Consider the following 19,923-nt stretch of genomic DNA (forward strand, 5'->3'; position numbering starts at 1 on the left):
CTACCTCCCTACTTCGATTGATCTTCCTGCTGTTTTTTCTGCTCTTCTTGTTTCTTTTTCTCGGCTTCTGCAGCTTTCTGTTCTTCTTCCTGCTGCTTGGCCGCCTGTGCCTCCTCAGCTTGTTTCTCTTCTTGCTGCTTGGCTGCTTCCGCTTCTTGCTGATCATTTTCTTTCTTAAATTCTTCAAGTTCGTTCGCTACTTTATCAAGCTCCTCTTGCTTTTTATCAGCCGCTAAATCGTTGTCTGTCTTTAGCTGACCTTCGTATTTCATTAGTGCATAGATAATTAACGAACGTTCTTCTAACAACCTGCTGACTTCTAGCGCTTTTTTGTTGTCTCCTCGGCCAATGTAAAACCAATAGGCAAAATACTGAGGATCTGACTGAAGCGTAATAGTCTTTAAAGCATTTGCTTTTTGCTCCTCACCTAACTTTTCATTAACAAGATAGGAAGTTGCTATTTCGTACTGCACAATTTTAGGCATGCTTTCAATGTCATAATCTTCAAGTGTATCGACTACTTTGCTGTAGTTTTTTTCAAGAAAGTATTCGTTGCTTTCTACAAATGCTTCTTGTTTCGGCTGAGCAAAAAAATAAGAGTAAAAAGTATAAATAAGAGCTGGAATTAATAAGACAAGTATACCCACAGATGAAAACTTAAAAATGGTCCAGCGTTTTTGAGGAAGTTGAACAAGTGTCTTTTGATGCTTTTCAATTTGGGTTAGCTTATGCTGAACAAATTGACTCAACTCTTCCTCATTGCTGATATGCATTATTTTTTTAGCGTCTTCTTTTAATTGCAAGGTCTCATATAACTTAAAATACTGTTCAAATGTATGCGATGAGTCAACGGCTGCTGCTATCGTAGCCTTTAACTCTTGAAAACTTTGTTCCCCGTTAGACTCATAAGGAGGTAAACTTTCTTTCACTCCATAATGTAAAAAAGCCGGACTTAAACTTTTATCAAAAATGATATTCTCTGGACAAATCAACAAATGCAGCCTTGAAAAAGAATGCTGCTTTACCTGTTTGATAAGCTGATCTGCAAACAGCCACTTTTGCTGTTCTTCTCTTCCTCTTAATGCTGAAAAAGGTTGAAATTCAGAGATAGGCTTAATTGTTATTTTAAGTTCATCATCGCTCATCATGATTTCTTTTTGAAAATTCGTGTTTACATCCTTTAACATTTCAATTTCAACAGAACGATTAAGTCGAATTTTTTCTTTTTGAAAAACAAATGTATATTCATTATTATGACGTGTCATTACAGCTTCGAGCTGTTCTTCTAAGTAAGTCGGTTTCTTCTCTGACATTCTAATAGACTCCTTTAGAGAATTTCGATACAATCACCTGTGGTAATTCCGCAGTTAATCATCGTCTCATTTCCCGAGAAAATAAGATTTTTATTTGAAACACGTATCCACGCACCGTCCTTTGGTGATTGAGTAATCTTTTTAGCTTGCCAAACGATCTCGACTACTTTTTTGAGTGAATGATAGTTTGATAGTCGCAAATCGAACCGATCACCTGTATAGTGCTTTAAGTCTACTGTTACTTCTATATACATAGGGTTTCATCACCTCAAAACATAGAAAAAGCGCCTTCATCTTTTGAGAATAGGGCGCTCCTTTTATTACTTCACTTAGATTATTAGATGAAGTTAACCGCGGATTTGGCTAGCGATTTGGTTATCTGTATCTTCAAGAACGTTTGCAGAGTCATCTAATTGCTTAGCAATCTTTGTAAGTAGGTTAGACATTTCAACGAAAGAAGGCTTTAATTCTTCGTATTGAGCAGCAAACGCTTCGCTTGAAGCACCTTCCCACATGTCTTGAAGTTGATTTTTCATTGTATCAAGACGACTTACTAATTCTTGAACTTGACCGCTTTCGTTAGTATAACGACCCGCCATGTCGCGAAGCTCTGCTGGTGTTACGCGAATAATTCCTGACATACATATCTCTCCTTCGGTTTATATATTTACTATTATTGTAAGAAACTCTAGTGATAAGGTCAAAGGTTACTTGCAAAAGCCTCCAAAAATGAGAATATGTATCTACAAATACCCCTAAAAAATGCAAATAAAACCTAAAAAACCAAGATTTTGTTCTCATTTAAACCTTTTCCATCTGATCTATAGGTACCTATTTAAAGGAAAATAAAAACTATAAGACTATTAAATTACATTTTTGTTCATTATCTATAAAACTATTTACTAGTAATAAAAAAGCAGCAGCCTATTTAAGGCCCTGCCTCTTTATATATCTTCTATTTATTTAAGATTCAGACATGTTTTGAAAAAGCACATGCGCTTTTTATTTTTTGGCTACTGCTTAAAATAATTTTGATCTTCTTTTAACATCCTTATTTCTTCGGGGATGAATAATTTTGAGAGAGGCGTGTCAGGGTTAAGTAATATCGCTATTTCTTCATTTAATACAGGCAGCATATCCTTAAATGATACGCATACGGTCTTTTCATCTTTCAGCATCTGTTCAATCGGATATTTTGACGAAAAAACAGGTAAATATCGGTACGCTGCGCTTTTCATCGTCTGAACGTAGTGCTCTGCAATCAATATATCTGATGCTCCATGCTCTGAACTAACAACTAGCCATAAATTGCTATTCATTAAAGTTTTATAAAATTGAGCAATTTTCTTATTATCTTTCATTGCTTCAATTAACGATTTTTCTAATAAGTTAAATGTATATTTCATTGCCGAGACAACCCTGTAAGGAACTGTACCATTTCACTTCCAGCGCCATCATATACTTCATTCATTCTCTCTTCACTTCCTCTGTGCTGTCACTAAACATAATGTTTGAAGGATTCATTTCCTGACTTAAAATGCCCAACCCCATTTGAATAACGCCATAAGTAAAAAATTCCGTTCGACTGCATGTAGAACCATTCACTACTTTTTCTTCCCAAGACATAGAAAGCGAATTCCACATAACATTAAGAGTACCTAAAGGTTTTTCAATCGTTCTATGCATATTGTCATACGTATTCCATTCTTTTAAGTTCTTTATGTCATTCCACGTATCTTGTGAATGGGTGCCCCCATCGCTCCACACGCTCGACCAAAACTCCGTCCAGCCTGAAGAGCCTTCTAGCTCTCCATCTGCTTTTCTCATTTGTTCTGCAGTGTCTTTTACTAATAAATGTGCGTTTTCCGTTAGCGAATCAAGTTTGCGAATCATATGCTGTAACTCTTCCTGCAAGTCCAGCACTTTATCAATATCTGCAACAGACAAGAAATGTAGATTTGTAGCTTCCCAGCTTAGTTTTTGAAGTGCATCAGCCGTCTGTGAATGAGAGTGCTGAATTCGCTCTGCAAACGTCTGCAGCACCTCTGGATTTACTTTTATCTCCATGTATGTCCGTCCCCCTATCTCTTGTAAGCCTTCAGTCATCATCCAAACATTTTTTAAGCCTATACGGAAAGACTCACTTTCTAAAGGAGTGAGTCGATAATGTTATTTATTACGCCGATGCTAACTCTCTTAATCGTGAAATTTCTAAGCGTAAAGTTTGAAACAATTCATCCCTTACGTCGTACAGATGAAAAGTAGATTGCGTAATATCATTATAAATATCCTCATATGAGCTCTTAGAACGCCCTGACCAATCTGACGCATATTGTTGGTGCGAATTTTGAAACAGATAGATACCCTCTTCAAGAAATTCCATGATACGTTGAACTTCATGTAAATATGATTCTAATTGATCTGCATCTCGACTATATTCTTTACTTTTTCTTCTTCGCTCTATGTCGTCAAAGAGATCATCAATTGCATCCATAAAATGTCCCCACGTCCTTCTTCCTCTTTTATTAGAAGTCTCTTAAAGTAATGTTAAAATAAGGTTACAAAAAACAAAATCCATCATTCAAACTATTTTCATACCTAGGAAAAAATATCTACATTTCTCTCTTTTTACTTATTTATACAGGTGAAATAGAGAAAGTAAACAACGCCAGGCTGCTGTAATAAAGCAGTAGACGTTGCTTTTTAGGTTGTGACACTGCTGTTATAAAAGGAAGAATACCTAGTTTACATTCGACCTTTTTGTTTCTTTTTCTTGTTAAATGGCTTTTTTGAAGGTTTTTTAGCTGTACGGGACTGCTCTTTTGTTCCTTCATCCACTATTTCACCCATATAAAGCTCTTTTTTCACTAATGAAAGTTGAAGTTCACGTGCGATTTGTTTTAAATTTCGCTCTTCACGTTCAGTCACAAGAGAAATGACTGTACCTTCTGCTCCCGATCTGCCTGTTCTACCTGAGCGATGGACGTATTGATCTGCATCTTGAGGAACATCGATGTGAATTACATGCGTCAATCCCTTAATGTCTAATCCTCTAGCTGCGACATCCGTTGCTAATAAGACAGGGAAATCTCCTTTTCGAAACCCTTTAATCGTCGTAGCACGATCTTCTTTTTTCGTTTCACTGTGTAAAGAACCTGCTTCTACACGCTTAAATGTTAATTTTTCTTCAAACTCGATTAGAGTATCAATTCCTTTAAAAAAGGCTAAAGCTTTCATTTGTTCTTGACGAACTAGTTTTCTAAGCACGTCCACTTTATCTCTAGCTTCACTTTTGATGTATACATGCTCTACCTTCGAAGCCGGAAGTTCATCTCTTCCTACCTCTATTTCAAGAGGGTAGTTCATCATATCTTTCGCTAGCGATTTGGTACGTTCTGATACAGTAGCTGAGAAGACTAGGATTTGACGATCACTTAACGCCATTTTTACAATCTGTTGAACCGTTTGAACATGCTCAGGTACAAACAATTGATCCGCTTCATCAATCACAATTGTTTTGACTTCGTGCATCTTTAATTTCTTCATTTTAATTAGCTCGTTCAAACGTCCTGGGGTACCAACAATGATATTGGGACGTTTTTTAAGTTTTTCTAATTGCCGTTTCATATTTGCTCCGCCAATAAACGCAGCGCTTGAAATACCGCTTCCCTGCGACCAAGTTTGAATTTCACCGTGAATTTGCATAACCAATTCATGGGAAGATGCTAAAATAACAGCTTGAATATGAGATGGTCCCGGCTGAATGCGATGTAAGACAGGCAACAGATATGCCAGCGTCTTTCCTGTTCCCGTTGGGGATTCTCCTATTACATCTTTATTAGCTAAAATCTCTGAAATAGCTTTCGTTTGAATGGCAGTAGGCTCATTGAACCCTGCTTTTTTCCACGCCTCTTGTAAAAAAGGCTGTAAAGTCTCTATAAACTGACTCATATCTATCTCCTTTTCCATGCTTTTCTCGATATTATAAACGATTTTTTTCATTTCAATTAAACGAATGTATCAGTGGCCATGTGCGTTAATACTGACCTTAATTTCTATTTATAAATAAACCTTTCTTATCCCAAGGGACCCTGTCAATCCGTCAGTAGAAAAATCGGTTGTTACCTTAACTTTTCTACATCAATAAACATAGCTTCAACTATGATACACTATTGCTTCTATAGAAAACAATATGATCCTCTTTATTATGGACGAAAACTTGTATAAGAAGGAGGTTTTATGTCCTATATGGATTAAGATGCAAAGGGCTCAGCTGCTTACTTCCTCTTTTTCAAGAAAACAGCCGCCTCTCTGAGCTACGAGAGGCGGCTGTTTCGTTCTATAATTGGCATATCAATAATAACAGTTGTCCCTTTTCCTTTACCGCTTTTAAAATGCATGGTACCTTGATGACGCTCCATGATTTTGTAACATACGGCCAGCCCTAAGCCAGTGCCAGCTTCTTTTGTAGAATAAAACGGCGTTCCTACTTGTTCAATCCTCTCTTGACTCATTCCGATTCCATTGTCTTCAAAGTGAATCAATGCTCGTGTACCTTTTTCTTCAACTGTTATTGTAATATGACCTTTCTCCATAATAGCTTCTACACCGTTTTTGATCACGTTGATGAACACTTGTTTCAATTGATTTGCATCAGCCGAAACATAAATAGGCCTTTTGGCTGTTTCTTTCAATAAAATAGAAACATTATTTAAATTGGCCTGCGCTTCCATTAGCGTAATAACTTGTTTTAAAATCTCGCATAAATTGGTCTTTTCAAAAGATACATGCTGCTTTTTTCCAAGAATGAGCATTTCACTGGAGATTAAGTTGATGCGGTCGATTTCAGACATCATAATATCTAAATATGTGTCATTTGTTTCCTTAGAGGCTTGCATAACCTGTACAAAGCCTTTTAAAGAAGTAAGCGGGTTTCTAATTTCATGTGCGACGGCACCTGCCATTTGTCCAATAACGGACATTTTTTCCGAGGTTATCATAAGCTCTTCATCTTGACGGTATGTAGTAATATCACGTGCAATCATAAATACACCTACTACCTGCTTATGAACGATGATGGGAAGCAATGAACACCTAAGCAGCCGTCTTTCTCGCTTTCTATTGATCACATTCATTTCGAACTTAGCACCTTTTCCATTCAGCACTTCTTTAAAATACTCTTTACACATATCAAACTCTTCAGCTGCGATAAGAGCTGAAGGTTTCATTTTTCGTAATTCTTCACTGGAGTATCCAACGATTCCTTCACCTTCTGGATTAGCAAGAAGAACTTCACCCGTTTTACTTATTTCAAAAACGCCATCGGGATTATGTTTGAATAAAGATTGATAGTGCTGATTGCTCGTTTGAAGTTCGTGTTCTTTCACTACGAGCTCTTGCTGGGACTCCACTAGTTTATAAGCTCTCCTATATACCAACCCATACAAAATAATCCCCGTAGCTAAAATAAAAAGCCAACCTTTGTATTGTTGAAAAAAAATATATACTTCAAAACGACCTTGCGCTAATGTTCTAGATATATTATCAGATATCAAGATCCATACAGCGCCAATAATGATATATATAATTGAAATTCTTAAAGCTACTTTACGCGCGTGTTTCACCAAATTTTAATCACCTGTTTATCAATATTGATCCCCTGTCTTATTGTCTTTATATGAAGTGTTCACTTTTTGTAGCCATTTCATGCCGTTGTAAAAAATTGATGAATGGCCTGACCTAAGTTACTAATAGATTTTACATTTGCTTGAAAATGATACTGGTGAAGCCATTGACTATGATCGGGTGTCACACCTGTTAAATAAATCTGTACACCCATTAGCTGAAATTCCCATATTAAATGTTCTAGGGCTGCAACACCTCGTTCATCAATTTGACCTATTCCATTAAAGTCAATGATAACTCGATCAACCGTTTCCTCATCTATTTGTCTGAGCAGCCGATGTTCATTTTTCATGATGACTTCCTCAAATAAATCGCCAAACAGAGGTATAAGCACCATGTTGTTCGATAAATGAATAAACGGTCCCGACAGTTCTATAACTCGGTTCATTGCTTTTTCTAATCGTTCTTTTTGCAGCAGCAGTTCTAAGTCTGTTTCAGATAAACGCGCTGTATGTTGTTGGATTTTTTCTGAAAGAATTCTAATTTGAGAATCTTCCTCTACACATATCACATGCGCCTTATCTTGCTCCCATTTGCAATTCACGGTATAAAGAGACATCTTAGCTTTGTGCGAATGCATGACTAATTCTGTTTTTATTTTTTTCTTCTGCCCTAATCGTTTTCTAGCTTTGATCTGACTATCTTCGTCAACAATTTCTAAAAAATGTTGAACCTCTCCAAATAAAGCGGCTGCTTCATCAGATTGCGCTAGAATATTCATTTCCTCATCCATAATAAAAACAGGAAGCGGAGCATATTTAATAGTCGACAACCTTAATCCCCCTAATCGATTGATAATGAAAAAACTCTTTCAACTCCTCTAACTGTGCAATAAACCGAACTTGATTTGTTTGAGCAAGAGGAAACTTATAGCTTGAAACTACTCGACCTCCAACTAAAATAAGCGGCTGATGTTTTGTCTTTTGTAATCCTTCTATATATTCGTTTGCTTTTTCTATATGATGAGTTAAACTGAACGAGATTCCTACTAAATCAGGTTTCCATTGTTCAACAGTGTGCGTTGCATGTAAAAGCGGAGAATCTGCTCCTAAAAGTTTCGTCTGCCAGCCGTGCTCTTCAAAGAGAATGGAAATCATTTTTAAACCTAAAAAATGCTGTTCATTTTCTATACACAAAAACAGACCTTTTTTTTCATTTTTAATAACTTCTTTTTCTATACACAATTGATAGCGTGACAAAACATAGTCACAGGTAGTAGTAGCTAAATGTTCATCAGCCACTGAAATTTCATCTTCTTCCCACATCATACCGATTTGAGCCATCGACACTGAAATGAATTGCTGAAAAATATAAAATGTATCGAAACCCTGCTGTCTTTTTTTCCACACAATATTCCAAGCTTCATCTTGATTCCCTGATAACAGTAATTCAGTCAAGCGTTCTATGCTTTCAATCAAGAAACCACCTCTTTTTCAGTCAAACGACTTGTTTTTTCCTTTGTTATTATCAACCATACCACTTAACTCACCCGCACTCTACAGTAAAATATTCTCACACTGACAAAATAGCACCGGACGTCTCTAACAGGTCAATCTCTTTATTTTTCAAAGTCAACGAGGTAGTGATGCAGCAAGTGACGGTTTTGTTCATTGTATAAGTACGCATACACAGGTCGTCCTATTGTGCCGTAAGTCATTCTTTCCCCAAGAAGACCTATATCTGTTAGAAATTTTAAATATTTCCGAATAGATACTCTTGAAATTCCCGTTTTTTCAGCTACATCATCAGTCGAAAAAGGGTGATCTTTAAGATGCTCAATGGCTTCTACGATAACTTCTAATGTTCCTGTCGTTAAACCCTTAGGCAACGGCTCTACCCGAGCTTCTTTTATTTTTTTATTAGACAGCAGCCCGTCTAATTCCTGTTGGTTAAGCTGAGGTTGCTGTTTTAACGTACGAAATGTTTGTTTGTAAGCCGAAAGTGCTTGATAAAAGCGTTCAAATGTAAAAGGCTTAATCAAATAATCAATTGCTCCGTAGCGTAGAGCTTGCTGAATCGTTTGGGCATCCGAAGCAGCGGTGATAAAAATGACATCTATTTCCTCTTGTTTTGTTCGAATCTCTTGTAAAACTTTCAAACCATTTTGCCCAGGCATAAAGACATCAAGCAGCACTAAATCAACTTGATATTCATTTACCTTCACCAAGGCTTCATGACCCGAATGAGCAACAGCGACCACTGTAAACCCCTCTATCTCTTCAATGTACTTTTGATTAAACTGAGCAACCATTGGGTCATCTTCAACAATTAATACTTTAATCAACTTGATCTCTCCTTGTTTCGTACGGAATATCAATATAGAATGTGGTACCGCTATTTATAAATGAGTCAATGACGATTTGGCCACCTAGTTCATCAATCGTTTGCTTCACTAAATGCAGTCCAAACCCTCTGCTCGTGCCTTTTGTAGAAAAACCTTTCTTGAAAATCTGATTCATTGTATCGGAAGGAATGCCGCAGCCTGTATCCGTGACTTGAATCGTAAGTTTATTGTTTTTATAAACAAGCATAACGGACACTTTTTTAGAGGCTTGATGACAAACTGAATCAATTGCATTATCAATTAAATTTCCAATAATGGTAATGAGATGATGAGTAACGTGTGGATCTGAAGGTTCTGGAATAACTTCATGAGCGGAAAACGTCAGTTCTACACTTTCCTCTCTAGCATAACTCATTTTGCCCATGAGGAACCCTGCCAACGCATGATCTTTAATAGATTTAGTCACTGAACTAGATTCATCGACACGGTGATTAACAAGCTGATGAATATACGTTTTTAGCTCATCATAATAATTCATCTGCACCATTCCTAAAATCACATGAAGTTTATTCATAAATTCATGCGATTGTGCTCGAAGCGCTTCCACATACATTTTAACACCTGTTAGCTGTTCTGCTAAGATGTTAACTTCTGTTTTATCCCGAAACGTAGAAAGTGCCCCTACAATCTCTTCGTTTACTACTAGCGGAACCCTGTTAACCACAATGGCTACTCCATTTATGAATTGCTCTTCATCGTAATGAGATTCCCCCGTAGACAAAACGTCGTCCAGCCTGGAGGTGGGCATATATTCTCGAATAGACAAACCGATTGGCTCTGGCGCTAACCCTGCTTTAACAAATAAGCGGCGTGCAGAACGATTAGCAAGTGTAATATTACCTTCTTTATCAACAGCTATCACTCCTTCACGAACCGACTGCAGCATGGTACTTCTCTCTTCTAGAATTTTAGCAATTTCAGAAGGTTCCAAGCCAAATAAAATTTTCTTTATGTAATTCGCTAATAAAATAGCACCAAGAATGCCTACAAGTAAACCAATTAATGAACCTAAAACAATTCGACGATGCCCATCTCTAATTGCTTCATTTACATTATTCAAAGAAATCCCCACAGCTACTGCGCCAATTTGTTGATTTTTTTCATTATAAATAGGTGCAAAAGCGCGCAGAGATTTATCGAGCGTTCCTTTTGATACAGATACATAAGATTTCCCGTGCAATGATTTTTGCTCATCCCCTCCGGCAAACCTCTTTCCTATCTTTTTAGGATCTGGATGAGATTGCCGAATTCCATTCATATCCATAACAACGATAAACAAGACGCTTGATTTTTTACGAATTCGTTTAGTGAATTCTTGAATTGACTGAGGTGTTTTTGTCTCTAGTCCTTCTTTCACGTTCGTTGATTCTGAAATAATCGTAGCAATAGTCCGAGCTTTTTCAGCCTGTTGATCCCGAATATTTTTTCCAATTGAACTGCTAACTAATAAATCCGTTAACAATAGCGATAGAATCACCACCATGCATACAAGCAGCACCGTGATGCTTCGCAGACCCATTCTTCCGTGTTTCACATTCTTCCCTCGCTTCCCTGCTTTTCTTGTTTATAGCACAAGAAAAAGATCTTATCTAGAGTCAGATAAGATCTTCGCTTATTTAATTTCATTTTTACTGAGTTGATTAACATTTATACAGGAAGGTTAACAATCTACTTTATAGTTTCGGTCCTTTTCGATATTTAAACCATCCCATTTTATAAAAGGCAAAGACCATTACGCCTACAAGCCCAATCATAATGCCAAGTACAATAAAATAATTATATTTCCCCGTCAGTTCCGGCATATATGAAAAGTTCATGCCATAGAGGCCAGCAATAAACGTCAACGGTAAGAAAATAGCTGACATAAGCGTTAGCGTAAACATGATTGAATTCATACGATCCGAGTTAATGGACATAAAGCTTTCTCGAATATCATTTGACAAATCCCTGCTTGCTTGCATAATTTCAATCATATTTAATAAGTGGTCATAAATGTCATTAAAATAGCGAACCTGCTCTTTTGCTTTTAACGCATTGGTTGACATAATACGATACATTAAATCTCTCATGGGGTTTAAAATGCGGCGCATTCGTGACAAATCACTTCGGATGTCATAAAGCTGCCTCATTAATTCATCCATAGGTTCGTCTTTTGCATTGTCTTCAATATCGTCTATGTGATCTTCAAATTTATAAAGCACGGGGAAGTATTCGTCAACGGTATGATCTAAAAGTTCATACATGATATCCCATGTTCCATCTTCGGTAGCCTCAGGGTCTTTTTTAATAAGCTCCCAAACCCTAGCCACGCTCGTTAGCTTATCCATATGGTAAGTGACTAAAAAGTTATCCCCTACAAACGCAGATACTTCTAAGTGCTCAAGCTCTTCTTTATGAAGGGCATAATAGACTAAAAAATAATGCTCATCATACAACTCAAATTTAGCGCGCTGACCTTGATTTAAACAGTCCTCAACTGCTAAAGGATGAAAATTAAATTGTTCAAGCTGCTTTTTTTCTTCCTCGGTGGGATTGTAAAAATCAACCCAATACCATTGAAACTCATGGCTTGAACGAATCTCATTCATTTCTATTTCTTTAATAGCTCCTTCTTTGGTTTTAGCTACAATTTTAATCATAAGATAACCTCTGTCTTTTTTGATACTATTCTCTGCACATACCCTTTTTACCATTTTGTTAAACTTTTTTCTTTTAATGTACGTCTTTTCTCGTCTATACATACGATGATGGTGACGACAAGAGAACAAAACGGTGAGGAGGTATATCCATATGTATGAGTTTTACTCCCGGCACGAAGAATATTGGGAAGATGATACAAGGCTAGACGAACAGCTTCTAAGAGATATAAACAAAGCTGTAAACGACGAGTTTTCCGCTATTCACTACTATACACGCTTAGCAGAACTGGCTCCTAATAATCAGGTTCAACAAGCTATATTAGGTATTCGGCAGGATGAAATTAAACACTTTGACTGGTTTTCTAAAGCCTATTATGATTTATCAGGCAGCTACCCACAAATTTCATTAAACATAAAACTGCCAAATACTTTTCAAGAAGGGGTCTCTGAATCCATTAAAGATGAAGTAGAAACCGTTCCATTTTATCAATCAATCGCTAGAAGAATCACCAATGCTCGAATTCAAAGCCGCATTGTTCGAGCTGCGAGCGATGAACAGCGCCACGGTCAAATTTTCCGAACCATTCAGTCCCGCTTCTCATACTAAATAATACGCTTGCAGTCGCAAGCGTATTATTTGGTATGGTTTTATCATTACCTCTTACTTTGTAGCATTAAATTCTTCTTTGATTTTTTGGAGCAGCGTTTGATTTGTTAATACGTCATACCCTGTTAATGCCATTGTTTGTGCCCCGAGTATCATTGCTTCTCTTCCTTGCTCACTTAAAGCTGCTTCTCTAAATTCGTGCGTATGACAAACAAAATAATCATCACAAATTTGAATATACGGATGAATAGCCGGAACAACCTGACTTACATTCCCCATATCTAAAGATCCATGATCGCCTTGGTCTTCCGTAATGCTTTGTTCGCTCACGCCTAATGAGATGAGATTATTTGTATAGACATCGGATAATGTTTGATTCGTTTGCATATCATCATAAGAAAACTCATAGTTTGAGATTTTTAATTTTGTTCCCGTGGCTAGAGCAGCGCCGTTGGCACATGCCTTCACCTTCTCTGTCACTTCATCTACATATGCACGGGTTGAAGCGCGGACATAAAATTGTGCTACTGCATAATCCGGTACAACGTTGGCCGCCTTGCCTCCCTCTGTAATCACTCCATGAATGCGTACATCCGGCTTCACATGCTGGCGAAGCGCATTAATGCTGTTGAACGTTTGTAATACGCCGTCTAACGCGTTGATTCCTTCATGAGGAGCAGCAGCTGCGTGCGCGGATTTTCCGAAGAACTCAAACTGAATGGCATCCATTGCAAGAGAACGTCCACTTTTTTGGTGACAGTAATAAGGATGTACCATCATAGCTACGTCTAAATGATTAAAAATGCCTTGCTTGGCCATCGTTACTTTGCCGCCTCGTGTTTCCTCTGCAGGCGTTCCATATACGTATACTTTACCGCCTGTTTCTGCAACTGCTTTACTAAGACCAATACCAGCTGCAATCGACATGGTTCCAATTAAGTTATGGCCGCATGCATGTCCGAGATCCGGCAAAGCATCGTACTCAGCCATAAACCCAATCGACGGACCTGGCTTTTGACTGTCATAAACAGCAGTAAAAGCCGTTGGCAAGTCACATGTACCAATTTCAACTGTGAACCCTTGTTCTTTTAAAACATCCGTTAATGCTTTGCACGCTTTGAATTCTTCGTGGCCAAGCTCAGGGTTTTGCCCAATATATTTGCTTATATTATAAAATGTATCCTGTAAGTTATTAATTGCTTCATTTATTAATTGTTTCATTAGTCGTACTCCTCTTTTAAATATTTAAACAAATTATAGTATATTTATTCGTTTTTTAAAAGCTAGTTTTTAAGACATGTTTTCCTATCACCTTAATATGCCTTATAATTAAACTACTAACTGTTTTAAAGAAGGTATGCATAATGATTTACGTAAAAAAATTCAATTTTTTAGGCGGTCGTATTATTAAAACAGGCATTGCCGTTTTTTTGACTGCACTCATTTGCCAGTCTATCGGCTGGCCATATATGCTCGCTGTTATTACAGCTATTGTTACGATTGAACCAACAGCTGCCGATTCTATTAAAAAAGCGTTCATCCGCTTTCCTGCTTCAGCAATCGGAGCTGCTTTTGCCATGCTTTACACATTTCTATTAGGAGTGACGCCGCTTACCTATATGCTTGTTGCTGTTTCTACTATTATATCCTGTTCTAAATTGCGTTTGCATGCAGGAACACTCGTTGCCACGCTAACAGGAGTGGCTATGCTGACGATTGTGCACGATCATTATTTCATCTCGTTTTTAATTCGTTTAGCGACCACCAGTATTGGGCTGCTTACTTCTTCACTTGTGAATATCATCGTTCTTCCTCCTAATTATACACCGATTATTACGAGGAAAATTCAAAATCTCTCAAAACAAATGAGCAGCGTTTTACAGCAAAGAGGAAGCGAACTTTCCCAAGTACATGCTTGTCATAAACAAACAAAGCTTCAATTTCAGCAGCTTTCCGCTGAAATTGAAAAAATTGAGACGCTTTGTGAGTATCAGCGAAAAGAATGGAAGTTTCATCATTTCACTCGTACAGCTATGAGAAAATTCCACTATGAATATAAGAAACTTTCTCTTATGAGGCAGCTTGTCTACCATATTGGTAATTTAATTTACTTGCCTGCTCATCAGCTGCAAAGTGCAAGACATCAAGTAATATGGGATACATTCATTTCCTTTCATAACGTCTTACAAAATGAACAATATAAAAGCTCTTTGCATCATCAAACGCTTGTTTTGACTTTAAAACAAAGGTTTTGGGCACATAAGCAGGAAGAAAACAGAGAGGATCACCCTTTTTCAACGGAAACAACAATGCTTTACGAACTGCTTGCAATTCACCATCTGCTTGAAGAACTACACCGTATTCATTGTTTGAAGGATCGATATAACTTAAATAACTCCTCTGTCTCGCTTTCTTCATAAAAAAATCCTCACATATGTGAGGATTTTCTTGTTTACGAAACTTGTGACTCATCTTTCTTATATTCTTTCTCCCAGTAGTCTGCATTTTTAATTCCTAGTTTAACGGGATCAAACACAGGGTCTACCCCTTGTTTTTTCTGAGCTTCATAGTCTTTTAATGCAACTAACGCAGGCTTAGCTAAAATTAAGATAGCAATTAAATTTAGCCATACCATGATACCAAGTCCCGCATCACCTAACGCCCAAGCTAGTGATGCTTGTTTAACTGACCCGTAGAACGTAGCTCCTAGAAGGACAAGCTTTAATGCAAACATAGCCCACTTTCCGTTCTTTCCGCGAGTTAGATAAGCAATATTTGTTTCAGCAATGTAATAATAAGCCATAATCGTTGTAAACGCGAAGAAAAATAGAGCAACTGCCACGAACCCAGCTCCGAACCCCGGCAACACTGTTTCAATAGCAGCTTGTGTAAATCCAGGTCCTGCTTCTACACCCGGTAAATTTGAAATAATAAATGAACCGCCTGGTCCTTCTGTGTTGTACATGCCTGTGAATAAAATCATAAACGCTGTTGCTGAACAAACGAACAGTGTATCAATATAAACCGAAAAAGCTTGTACAAGACCTTGTTTCGCCGGATGTGAAACTTCTGCTGCAGCTGCTGCGTGAGGTCCTGTACCTTGTCCTGCTTCGTTTGAATAGATGCCTCGCTTAACTCCCCAAGAAACAGCTAAACCAACAATTCCTCCAAAAGCAGAATCTAATGCAAAAGCACTTTTAAAAATAAGAGCGATAACTCCCGGCAACTCGGAAATGTTCATGGCAATAATAATAAGAGCTAAAATAATATACCCAAGTGCCATAAAAGGTACAACGAATTGGGCCACTCCTGCAATACGCTTAACGCCTCCAAAGATAATAAAAGCAAGAATAATAACTAATCCTACTGCTGTAACCGTTGGACTAACGCCAAATGCGTTGTCGATTCCAAGCGCGATGGAGTTAGACTGAACGCCCGGCATTAAGATACTCATCGCAACAAGTGCTGCAATAGCAAATAAAATGCCATACCATTTCATACCCGTTCCTTTTTCAATGTAGTACGCTGGGCCACCTCGATATTGGCCATCTTGTTTAACTTTATAAATTTGAGCAAGTGTTGATTCGATGAATGCACTAGAAGCACCAATAAAAGCAACTGTCCACATCCAAAATACAGCCCCTGGACCTCCAAACGCGATAGCTGTCGCAACTCCAGCAATGTTTCCTGTTCCGACTCGTCCCGACAGCGCTAGAGACAGGGCTTGGAAGGAAGAAACTCCTGCTTCTGAACTTTTACCTTGAAACATCAGCATAATCATGTCTTTTAAGTGTCTCACCTGCAAAAACCTCGTTAAAATTGAGAAAAACAGGCCAATCGCAAGACACCCATAAATAACAGGCGTGCTCCATAGCACATTATTCAAACTCGTTACAAATTGCTCCAAACGATAACCCCCTTATTTTACATTCAGACTATTTTAAATTATAAGTTAAATTATAAATTTTAACAATAAAACTCTAAATTAAAACTAATTTTTAGTTAAAATATACAAAAAAACTTGTAAAATCCTCAAAAACATCCAACAATAAACCGTTTACATTCCGTAATTATTGCTTTCAAAAGAGGGGTATCTGCACCTTTCTTCTCAGGAACACATAGGCTATAGGAGTTATTTTCTATTAGAAGGTGTGAAAAACAATGATGAGAATAGAGCCTTTATTTTATCGTCCTTTAGCTCTAGACCTTCTTTATGCGTGCGTCTTAGCTTATAAGCAATACGCACAGGGAGGCACATTTGATGTACCTGAAGGCTACCGGCTTATTAAATCGTTTAAAGCTTCTGCCGTAGGGGTGCAAGAATGGTTTGGTTTTATTTTAGAATCTGATGACTCTATCGTAATTGCCTTTCGAGGAACTCAATCTGAGGCAGACTGGATTGCTGATGCTCGCATTAGGCAGCGCCCTTATCCATACAATCAACAAGCTGGTCTCGTTCACGAAGGTTTTTTAGCCGTTTACGAATCATGCCGTGATGAAATTTTTGAAACATATCAGTCCCTTACCCCCAAGCCACTTTATATAACGGGGCATAGCCTAGGTGGTGCACTCGCTGCTCTTCATGCCTTAGATGTCGCCACAAACGCATCTTTTCCGGAAGTTACAATGTACAACTACGGAGCTCCTCGAGTAGGTGATCCTCAATTCGTTCAAACATACACAAATCTTGTTTCAAATAGCCGCTGTTTTGTTAACACGACGGATACGGTTCCTAAAATCCCTCCGAAGCGCCTTTATTCCCCTTCCACCAAGCAAACGATTTATTACGATCAAGATCCTCTGCAACTCTCGTTTACGATTCAAACAGGCTCTACCGTAGGGAATCATAATCCCCAAACATACAGTGTTGGTATTTGGATGATGTCGGACTATCCTATTTTGGTCCAAAAATAAAAAAACAGGCGGACTGCCTGTTTTTTTTATGCACCAATTGCTGTTTTGATTTCTTCTATTTGTTCTTGATGACGCTTTTCATGATAGCCAATAAAATCAATCCACTGCTTTAAATCCATTAACCCAAACACAGGGTGTGGAAATGATTTTTGCTTTAGCTTGTCTTCACTTGCTGTTTCTTCTAGCTCTATTAAAGCCGCTCTTGATTCTGCCAGCTTACTCTTCATCTCTTCTAATGTCTGCTTTTCATTAGAAGGCGTAACTTGAGCCGGTGCATCTACTTTTCGCGAACGGTCTACCGCTAAATGAAACGGCTTATCTTCAGTTGGCTGATCCACACCGTTTTCTAACTGATCCTTTACACGTGAAACAATCATGCGCTCCATCAAATATAAATGTTCTAATACTTGCATAACGCTCCATGTATTAGATGCTGGCTGTTGATTTAATTGTTCATATGTTAATGATTCTACACTTCTCAATACATCATTTCGAAACTGTTCATTTTTATTCATTTTTCATCCTCCTCTAGGATTCCTCTAACTTATCGTATCAAAAAACTCTTCCATATAAAAAAGATATCCCTTTATTTAACCATGTTTTAGCTGCAATTGTTTCACGTGAAAAAATCACATTTTCTATTTGACATAGATCAACTGAGGTGTTATATTTAGATTTCTGGCTTTTCTTTAAGAGCTGGACATAGTGAAAGTAACTTGAAAGGATGTATCGTACAATGCAAGGTAAAAATACTGGCATTCGACACATGTCTTTGAACAAAACTTATTCACACTGGATCGGCTTCGGAGCCGTAAGGATGCAAGAGAGGTAGGGCTTGCGTCGTTTAGGTTAATCGATCATGTGGAAAAACAAACCGCGGCAATGGATGAAATCCATGCAAGCACAATCAATGCTAATTGTGCCCTAACAACAACGAAACATACAAAAACCGTAATCATGGATTTTATAAAGAAAGTAATCATTTTGTTTTTACACTTGCAAAAGCAAGTTACTGATAAGAAACACGAACAAAAGCGAGCAGATGCATCTGCTCGCTTTTTTAATGATACTTTTTATTTACTTTATCATTTCTTTTTTTAACGGATCTTATAAAAAAGCCGAAACCAATGTGGTTTCGGCTTTTTTCTTATTGCTCTGCTAGTACATCAGCAAATGCTTTTGCATAAGGAGGAAGGTCTGGCGGACGGCGGCTTGAAATAATGTGGCCGTCGATTACGACTGCTTCATCATGCCAAATAGCTCCCGCATTTTCCATATCATCTTTGATTCCTGGCGTACTTGTTACGTTTCGGCCATCTAAGATTTTTGCAGAAATTAATACCCATCCTGCATGGCAGATTTGGCCGATTGGTTTTTGCTGTTCATCCATATGACGAACCATTTCAATTACTTCAGGATAGCGGCGCAGTTTATCCGGCGCCCAGCCCCCAGGTACTAAAATAGCATCATATTCAGCTGGATCAACATCTTTAAACGCGTAGTCCGATACGGCTGGAACACCGTATTTCCCCATGTACGTTTCGTTTGCTTTTTCTCCAACTAAATGTACTTCTGCTCCTTCTTCTCGAAGACGCATCACTGGATACCATAGTTCTAGATCTTCAAAGTCTGCACTAACAAGCGCAATAACTCTTTTATTTTCTAAACGCATCGTAACACCTCCGCCATCAGTATAGCATGTTGGAGAATAAGATTGAAAATAAGGGACTAACTTGTACATAATTAAAGGATTTTTCAAGTGCTCTTCAGAAAATTTTTGTATGCCAAATGGTCTAATTTTATATTTCCTCTTGACTGAGGACAAACATCACACTACAATGTGTAGTGTGATGTTCATAATGTTATAAAATTATCCAAATAAGAAAGACTTTCTGATTTAATTGCTACATTTCTTTTTTCGGGCTTTCACACTACATAATGTAGTGTTTTTCAAATACACTTAAAGGAGGAAGTAAAGTGAATAAAAACGTGGAAATTGGTTCACTTATTATTCGTTTAGTATTAGGTTTTACATTTTTAGTACACGGCTTTCAAAAATGGCAAGGCGGGATTGAAAATACAGTAGGGTTCTTCGATAGCTTAGGAATCCCTGGTTTCATGGCATATATTGTTGCAACCATTGAACTTGTAGGTGGGATTCTTATTATTCTTGGCCTAGCAACAAGAGTCGTATCTGCTTTATTTGTGGCAGTTATGCTTGGCGCCATTTTTACAGCCAAGCTTAAAAGCGGATTTGTTGGCGGGTTTGAATTTGATATTGCCTTAATTGCCATGTCTGCTCACTTATTTCTTGCAGGAAGCCAGTTCCTTGCTCTTGATGCAGTGGTATTCAAAAAGAAAGAAACTGCCTTTTCTCTTCAAGAAGAAAGCAGTAAATAAAAAAAGAAAGCTTATACTCTC

The 19,923-nt window shown here is 37.7% G+C and carries 22 protein-coding genes and 1 pseudogene; 6 read left to right on the forward strand and 17 right to left on the reverse strand.

Annotated features, from left to right (window positions below; translation table 11 throughout):
- Positions 1-8: 8 nt before the first annotated feature.
- The 10 genes from essB to ACFX4R_RS23230 form a co-directional block, all read right to left on the reverse strand.
- Complete coding sequence (essB, locus tag ACFX4R_RS23185) at positions 9-1,313, reverse strand: type VII secretion protein EssB (protein WP_377570477.1); 1,305 nt, start codon at positions 1,311-1,313, stop codon at positions 9-11.
- Positions 1,314-1,327: 14 nt separating this feature from the next.
- Positions 1,328-1,567 carry an ESX secretion system protein YukD gene (gene yukD / locus ACFX4R_RS23190; protein ID WP_013055106.1) on the reverse strand — a complete coding sequence of 80 codons (240 nt, stop codon included), beginning with the start codon at positions 1,565-1,567 and terminating at the stop codon, positions 1,328-1,330.
- Positions 1,568-1,660: 93 nt separating this feature from the next.
- Complete coding sequence (locus tag ACFX4R_RS23195; protein ID WP_013055105.1) at positions 1,661-1,954, reverse strand: WXG100 family type VII secretion target; 294 nt, start codon at positions 1,952-1,954, stop codon at positions 1,661-1,663.
- Between the two features lie 372 nt (positions 1,955-2,326).
- On the reverse strand, positions 2,327-2,719 hold the full coding sequence (locus ACFX4R_RS23200; RefSeq protein ID WP_013055104.1) for an SseB family protein: 393 nt from the start codon (positions 2,717-2,719) through the stop codon (positions 2,327-2,329).
- Positions 2,720-2,780: 61 nt separating this feature from the next.
- The gene (locus ACFX4R_RS23205; protein ID WP_043975725.1) at positions 2,781-3,380 is read right to left on the reverse strand and encodes a WXG100 family type VII secretion target; all 600 of its coding nucleotides are present in this window, start codon (positions 3,378-3,380) and stop codon (positions 2,781-2,783) included.
- Positions 3,381-3,489: 109 nt separating this feature from the next.
- Complete coding sequence (locus ACFX4R_RS23210) at positions 3,490-3,807, reverse strand: hypothetical protein (RefSeq protein ID WP_013055102.1); 318 nt, start codon at positions 3,805-3,807, stop codon at positions 3,490-3,492.
- Between the two features lie 251 nt (positions 3,808-4,058).
- The gene (locus ACFX4R_RS23215) at positions 4,059-5,264 is read right to left on the reverse strand and encodes a DEAD/DEAH box helicase (protein WP_043975728.1); all 1,206 of its coding nucleotides are present in this window, start codon (positions 5,262-5,264) and stop codon (positions 4,059-4,061) included.
- Positions 5,265-5,629: 365 nt separating this feature from the next.
- Positions 5,630-6,937: an ATP-binding protein gene (locus tag ACFX4R_RS23220; RefSeq protein WP_230184708.1), complete on the reverse strand. Its 1,308-nt coding sequence runs from the start codon at positions 6,935-6,937 to the stop codon at positions 5,630-5,632.
- 80 nt (positions 6,938-7,017) lie between these two features.
- The gene (locus ACFX4R_RS23225; protein ID WP_043975732.1) at positions 7,018-7,770 is read right to left on the reverse strand and encodes an STAS domain-containing protein; all 753 of its coding nucleotides are present in this window, start codon (positions 7,768-7,770) and stop codon (positions 7,018-7,020) included.
- Entirely contained in the window at positions 7,757-8,416 is a 660-nt protein-coding gene (locus tag ACFX4R_RS23230) for a cobalamin B12-binding domain-containing protein (protein ID WP_043975734.1), read from the reverse strand. Before ACFX4R_RS23230 ends, ACFX4R_RS23225 begins: the two co-directional genes overlap by 14 nt.
- A 196-nt stretch (positions 8,417-8,612) precedes the next feature.
- Here ACFX4R_RS23230 and ACFX4R_RS23235 point away from each other — a divergent pair, with 196 nt between their 5' ends.
- On the forward strand, positions 8,613-8,708 hold the full coding sequence (locus tag ACFX4R_RS23235) for a hypothetical protein (RefSeq protein WP_377560525.1): 96 nt from the start codon (positions 8,613-8,615) through the stop codon (positions 8,706-8,708).
- A gap of 241 nt (positions 8,709-8,949) precedes the next feature.
- Here the strand turns inward: ACFX4R_RS23235 and ACFX4R_RS23240 are convergent.
- The 3 genes and pseudogenes from ACFX4R_RS23240 to corA all read right to left on the reverse strand — a co-directional run.
- Positions 8,950-9,315 (reverse strand): annotated as a pseudogene (locus ACFX4R_RS23240) (response regulator); the annotation flags it as partial.
- Positions 9,275-10,861, reverse strand: coding sequence for a DcuS/MalK family sensor histidine kinase (dcuS, locus tag ACFX4R_RS23245; RefSeq protein ID WP_322552482.1), 1,587 nt, complete (start codon positions 10,859-10,861; stop codon positions 9,275-9,277). The pseudogene ACFX4R_RS23240 and the gene dcuS, both read right to left, overlap by 41 nt.
- A 154-nt stretch (positions 10,862-11,015) precedes the next feature.
- Complete coding sequence (corA, locus tag ACFX4R_RS23250; RefSeq protein ID WP_162215175.1) at positions 11,016-11,981, reverse strand: magnesium/cobalt transporter CorA; 966 nt, start codon at positions 11,979-11,981, stop codon at positions 11,016-11,018.
- Positions 11,982-12,132: 151 nt separating this feature from the next.
- Between corA and ACFX4R_RS23255 the strand changes: the two genes are divergently transcribed.
- Entirely contained in the window at positions 12,133-12,588 is a 456-nt protein-coding gene (locus ACFX4R_RS23255; protein WP_162215174.1) for a ferritin-like domain-containing protein, read from the forward strand.
- Positions 12,589-12,642: 54 nt separating this feature from the next.
- Here ACFX4R_RS23255 and ACFX4R_RS23260 read toward each other — a convergent pair whose 3' ends face one another.
- Positions 12,643-13,809 carry a M20 family metallopeptidase gene (locus tag ACFX4R_RS23260; RefSeq protein WP_322551675.1) on the reverse strand — a complete coding sequence of 389 codons (1,167 nt, stop codon included), beginning with the start codon at positions 13,807-13,809 and terminating at the stop codon, positions 12,643-12,645.
- Between the two features lie 143 nt (positions 13,810-13,952).
- Between ACFX4R_RS23260 and ACFX4R_RS23265 the strand changes: the two genes are divergently transcribed.
- Entirely contained in the window at positions 13,953-15,008 is a 1,056-nt protein-coding gene (locus ACFX4R_RS23265) for an aromatic acid exporter family protein (RefSeq protein ID WP_322551674.1), read from the forward strand.
- Positions 15,009-15,040: 32 nt separating this feature from the next.
- Here the strand turns inward: ACFX4R_RS23265 and ACFX4R_RS23270 are convergent, their stop codons facing one another.
- Positions 15,041-16,495: an alanine/glycine:cation symporter family protein gene (locus tag ACFX4R_RS23270; RefSeq protein WP_043975744.1), complete on the reverse strand. Its 1,455-nt coding sequence runs from the start codon at positions 16,493-16,495 to the stop codon at positions 15,041-15,043.
- A 254-nt stretch (positions 16,496-16,749) separates the two neighbouring features.
- Between ACFX4R_RS23270 and ACFX4R_RS23275 the strand changes: the two genes are divergently transcribed.
- A complete protein-coding gene (locus ACFX4R_RS23275; protein WP_013081488.1) occupies positions 16,750-17,502 on the forward strand; it encodes a lipase family protein in 753 nt (250 codons plus the stop codon).
- A 26-nt stretch (positions 17,503-17,528) separates the two neighbouring features.
- Here ACFX4R_RS23275 and ACFX4R_RS23280 read toward each other — a convergent pair whose 3' ends face one another.
- Positions 17,529-18,017 (reverse strand): DinB family protein, encoded by a 489-nt coding sequence (locus ACFX4R_RS23280; RefSeq protein ID WP_013081487.1) that lies wholly within the window; start codon positions 18,015-18,017, stop codon positions 17,529-17,531.
- Positions 18,018-18,363: 346 nt separating this feature from the next.
- On the opposite strand from ACFX4R_RS23280, the gene ACFX4R_RS23285 reads away from it, so the two are divergent.
- Positions 18,364-18,603, forward strand: a complete 240-nt coding sequence (locus ACFX4R_RS23285) for a hypothetical protein (RefSeq protein WP_230184681.1) — start codon at positions 18,364-18,366, stop codon at positions 18,601-18,603.
- Between the two features lie 46 nt (positions 18,604-18,649).
- On the opposite strand, the gene ACFX4R_RS23290 is transcribed toward ACFX4R_RS23285, so the two are convergent.
- The gene (locus ACFX4R_RS23290; RefSeq protein WP_013055087.1) at positions 18,650-19,174 is read right to left on the reverse strand and encodes a type 1 glutamine amidotransferase domain-containing protein; all 525 of its coding nucleotides are present in this window, start codon (positions 19,172-19,174) and stop codon (positions 18,650-18,652) included.
- Positions 19,175-19,479: 305 nt separating this feature from the next.
- On the opposite strand from ACFX4R_RS23290, the gene ACFX4R_RS23295 reads away from it, so the two are divergent.
- Complete coding sequence (locus ACFX4R_RS23295) at positions 19,480-19,902, forward strand: DoxX family protein (RefSeq protein ID WP_016762814.1); 423 nt, start codon at positions 19,480-19,482, stop codon at positions 19,900-19,902.
- Positions 19,903-19,923 lie beyond the last annotated feature (21 nt).

The organism is Priestia sp. YIM B13490 (assembly GCF_042787735.1).
In the GTDB taxonomy this organism is placed as follows: Bacteria; Bacillota; Bacilli; order Bacillales; family Bacillaceae_H; genus Priestia; species Priestia megaterium.

Excerpts from the sequence above, each read along its gene's own strand:
- ACFX4R_RS23210 (WP_013055102.1), bottom strand. The coding sequence starts at position 3,807 with ATGGATGCAATTGATGATCTCTTTGACGACATAGAGCGAAGAAGAAAA.
- ACFX4R_RS23260 (WP_322551675.1), bottom strand. The coding sequence starts at position 13,809 with ATGAAACAATTAATAAATGAAGCAATTAATAACTTACAGGATACATTT.
- ACFX4R_RS23255 (WP_162215174.1), top strand. The coding sequence starts at position 12,133 with ATGTATGAGTTTTACTCCCGGCACGAAGAATATTGGGAAGATGATACA.
- dcuS (WP_322552482.1), bottom strand. The coding sequence starts at position 10,861 with ATGGGTCTGCGAAGCATCACGGTGCTGCTTGTATGCATGGTGGTGATT.
- ACFX4R_RS23290 (WP_013055087.1), bottom strand. The coding sequence starts at position 19,174 with ATGCGTTTAGAAAATAAAAGAGTTATTGCGCTTGTTAGTGCAGACTTT.
- ACFX4R_RS23265 (WP_322551674.1), top strand. The coding sequence starts at position 13,953 with ATGATTTACGTAAAAAAATTCAATTTTTTAGGCGGTCGTATTATTAAA.
- essB (WP_377570477.1), bottom strand. The coding sequence starts at position 1,313 with ATGTCAGAGAAGAAACCGACTTACTTAGAAGAACAGCTCGAAGCTGTA.
- corA (WP_162215175.1), bottom strand. The coding sequence starts at position 11,981 with ATGATTAAAATTGTAGCTAAAACCAAAGAAGGAGCTATTAAAGAAATA.
- ACFX4R_RS23280 (WP_013081487.1), bottom strand. The coding sequence starts at position 18,017 with ATGAATAAAAATGAACAGTTTCGAAATGATGTATTGAGAAGTGTAGAA.
- ACFX4R_RS23275 (WP_013081488.1), top strand. The coding sequence starts at position 16,750 with ATGATGAGAATAGAGCCTTTATTTTATCGTCCTTTAGCTCTAGACCTT.
- yukD (WP_013055106.1), bottom strand. The coding sequence starts at position 1,567 with ATGTATATAGAAGTAACAGTAGACTTAAAGCACTATACAGGTGATCGG.
- ACFX4R_RS23200 (WP_013055104.1), bottom strand. The coding sequence starts at position 2,719 with ATGAAATATACATTTAACTTATTAGAAAAATCGTTAATTGAAGCAATG.
- ACFX4R_RS23215 (WP_043975728.1), bottom strand. The coding sequence starts at position 5,264 with ATGAGTCAGTTTATAGAGACTTTACAGCCTTTTTTACAAGAGGCGTGG.
- ACFX4R_RS23195 (WP_013055105.1), bottom strand. The coding sequence starts at position 1,954 with ATGTCAGGAATTATTCGCGTAACACCAGCAGAGCTTCGCGACATGGCG.
- ACFX4R_RS23205 (WP_043975725.1), bottom strand. The coding sequence starts at position 3,380 with ATGGAGATAAAAGTAAATCCAGAGGTGCTGCAGACGTTTGCAGAGCGA.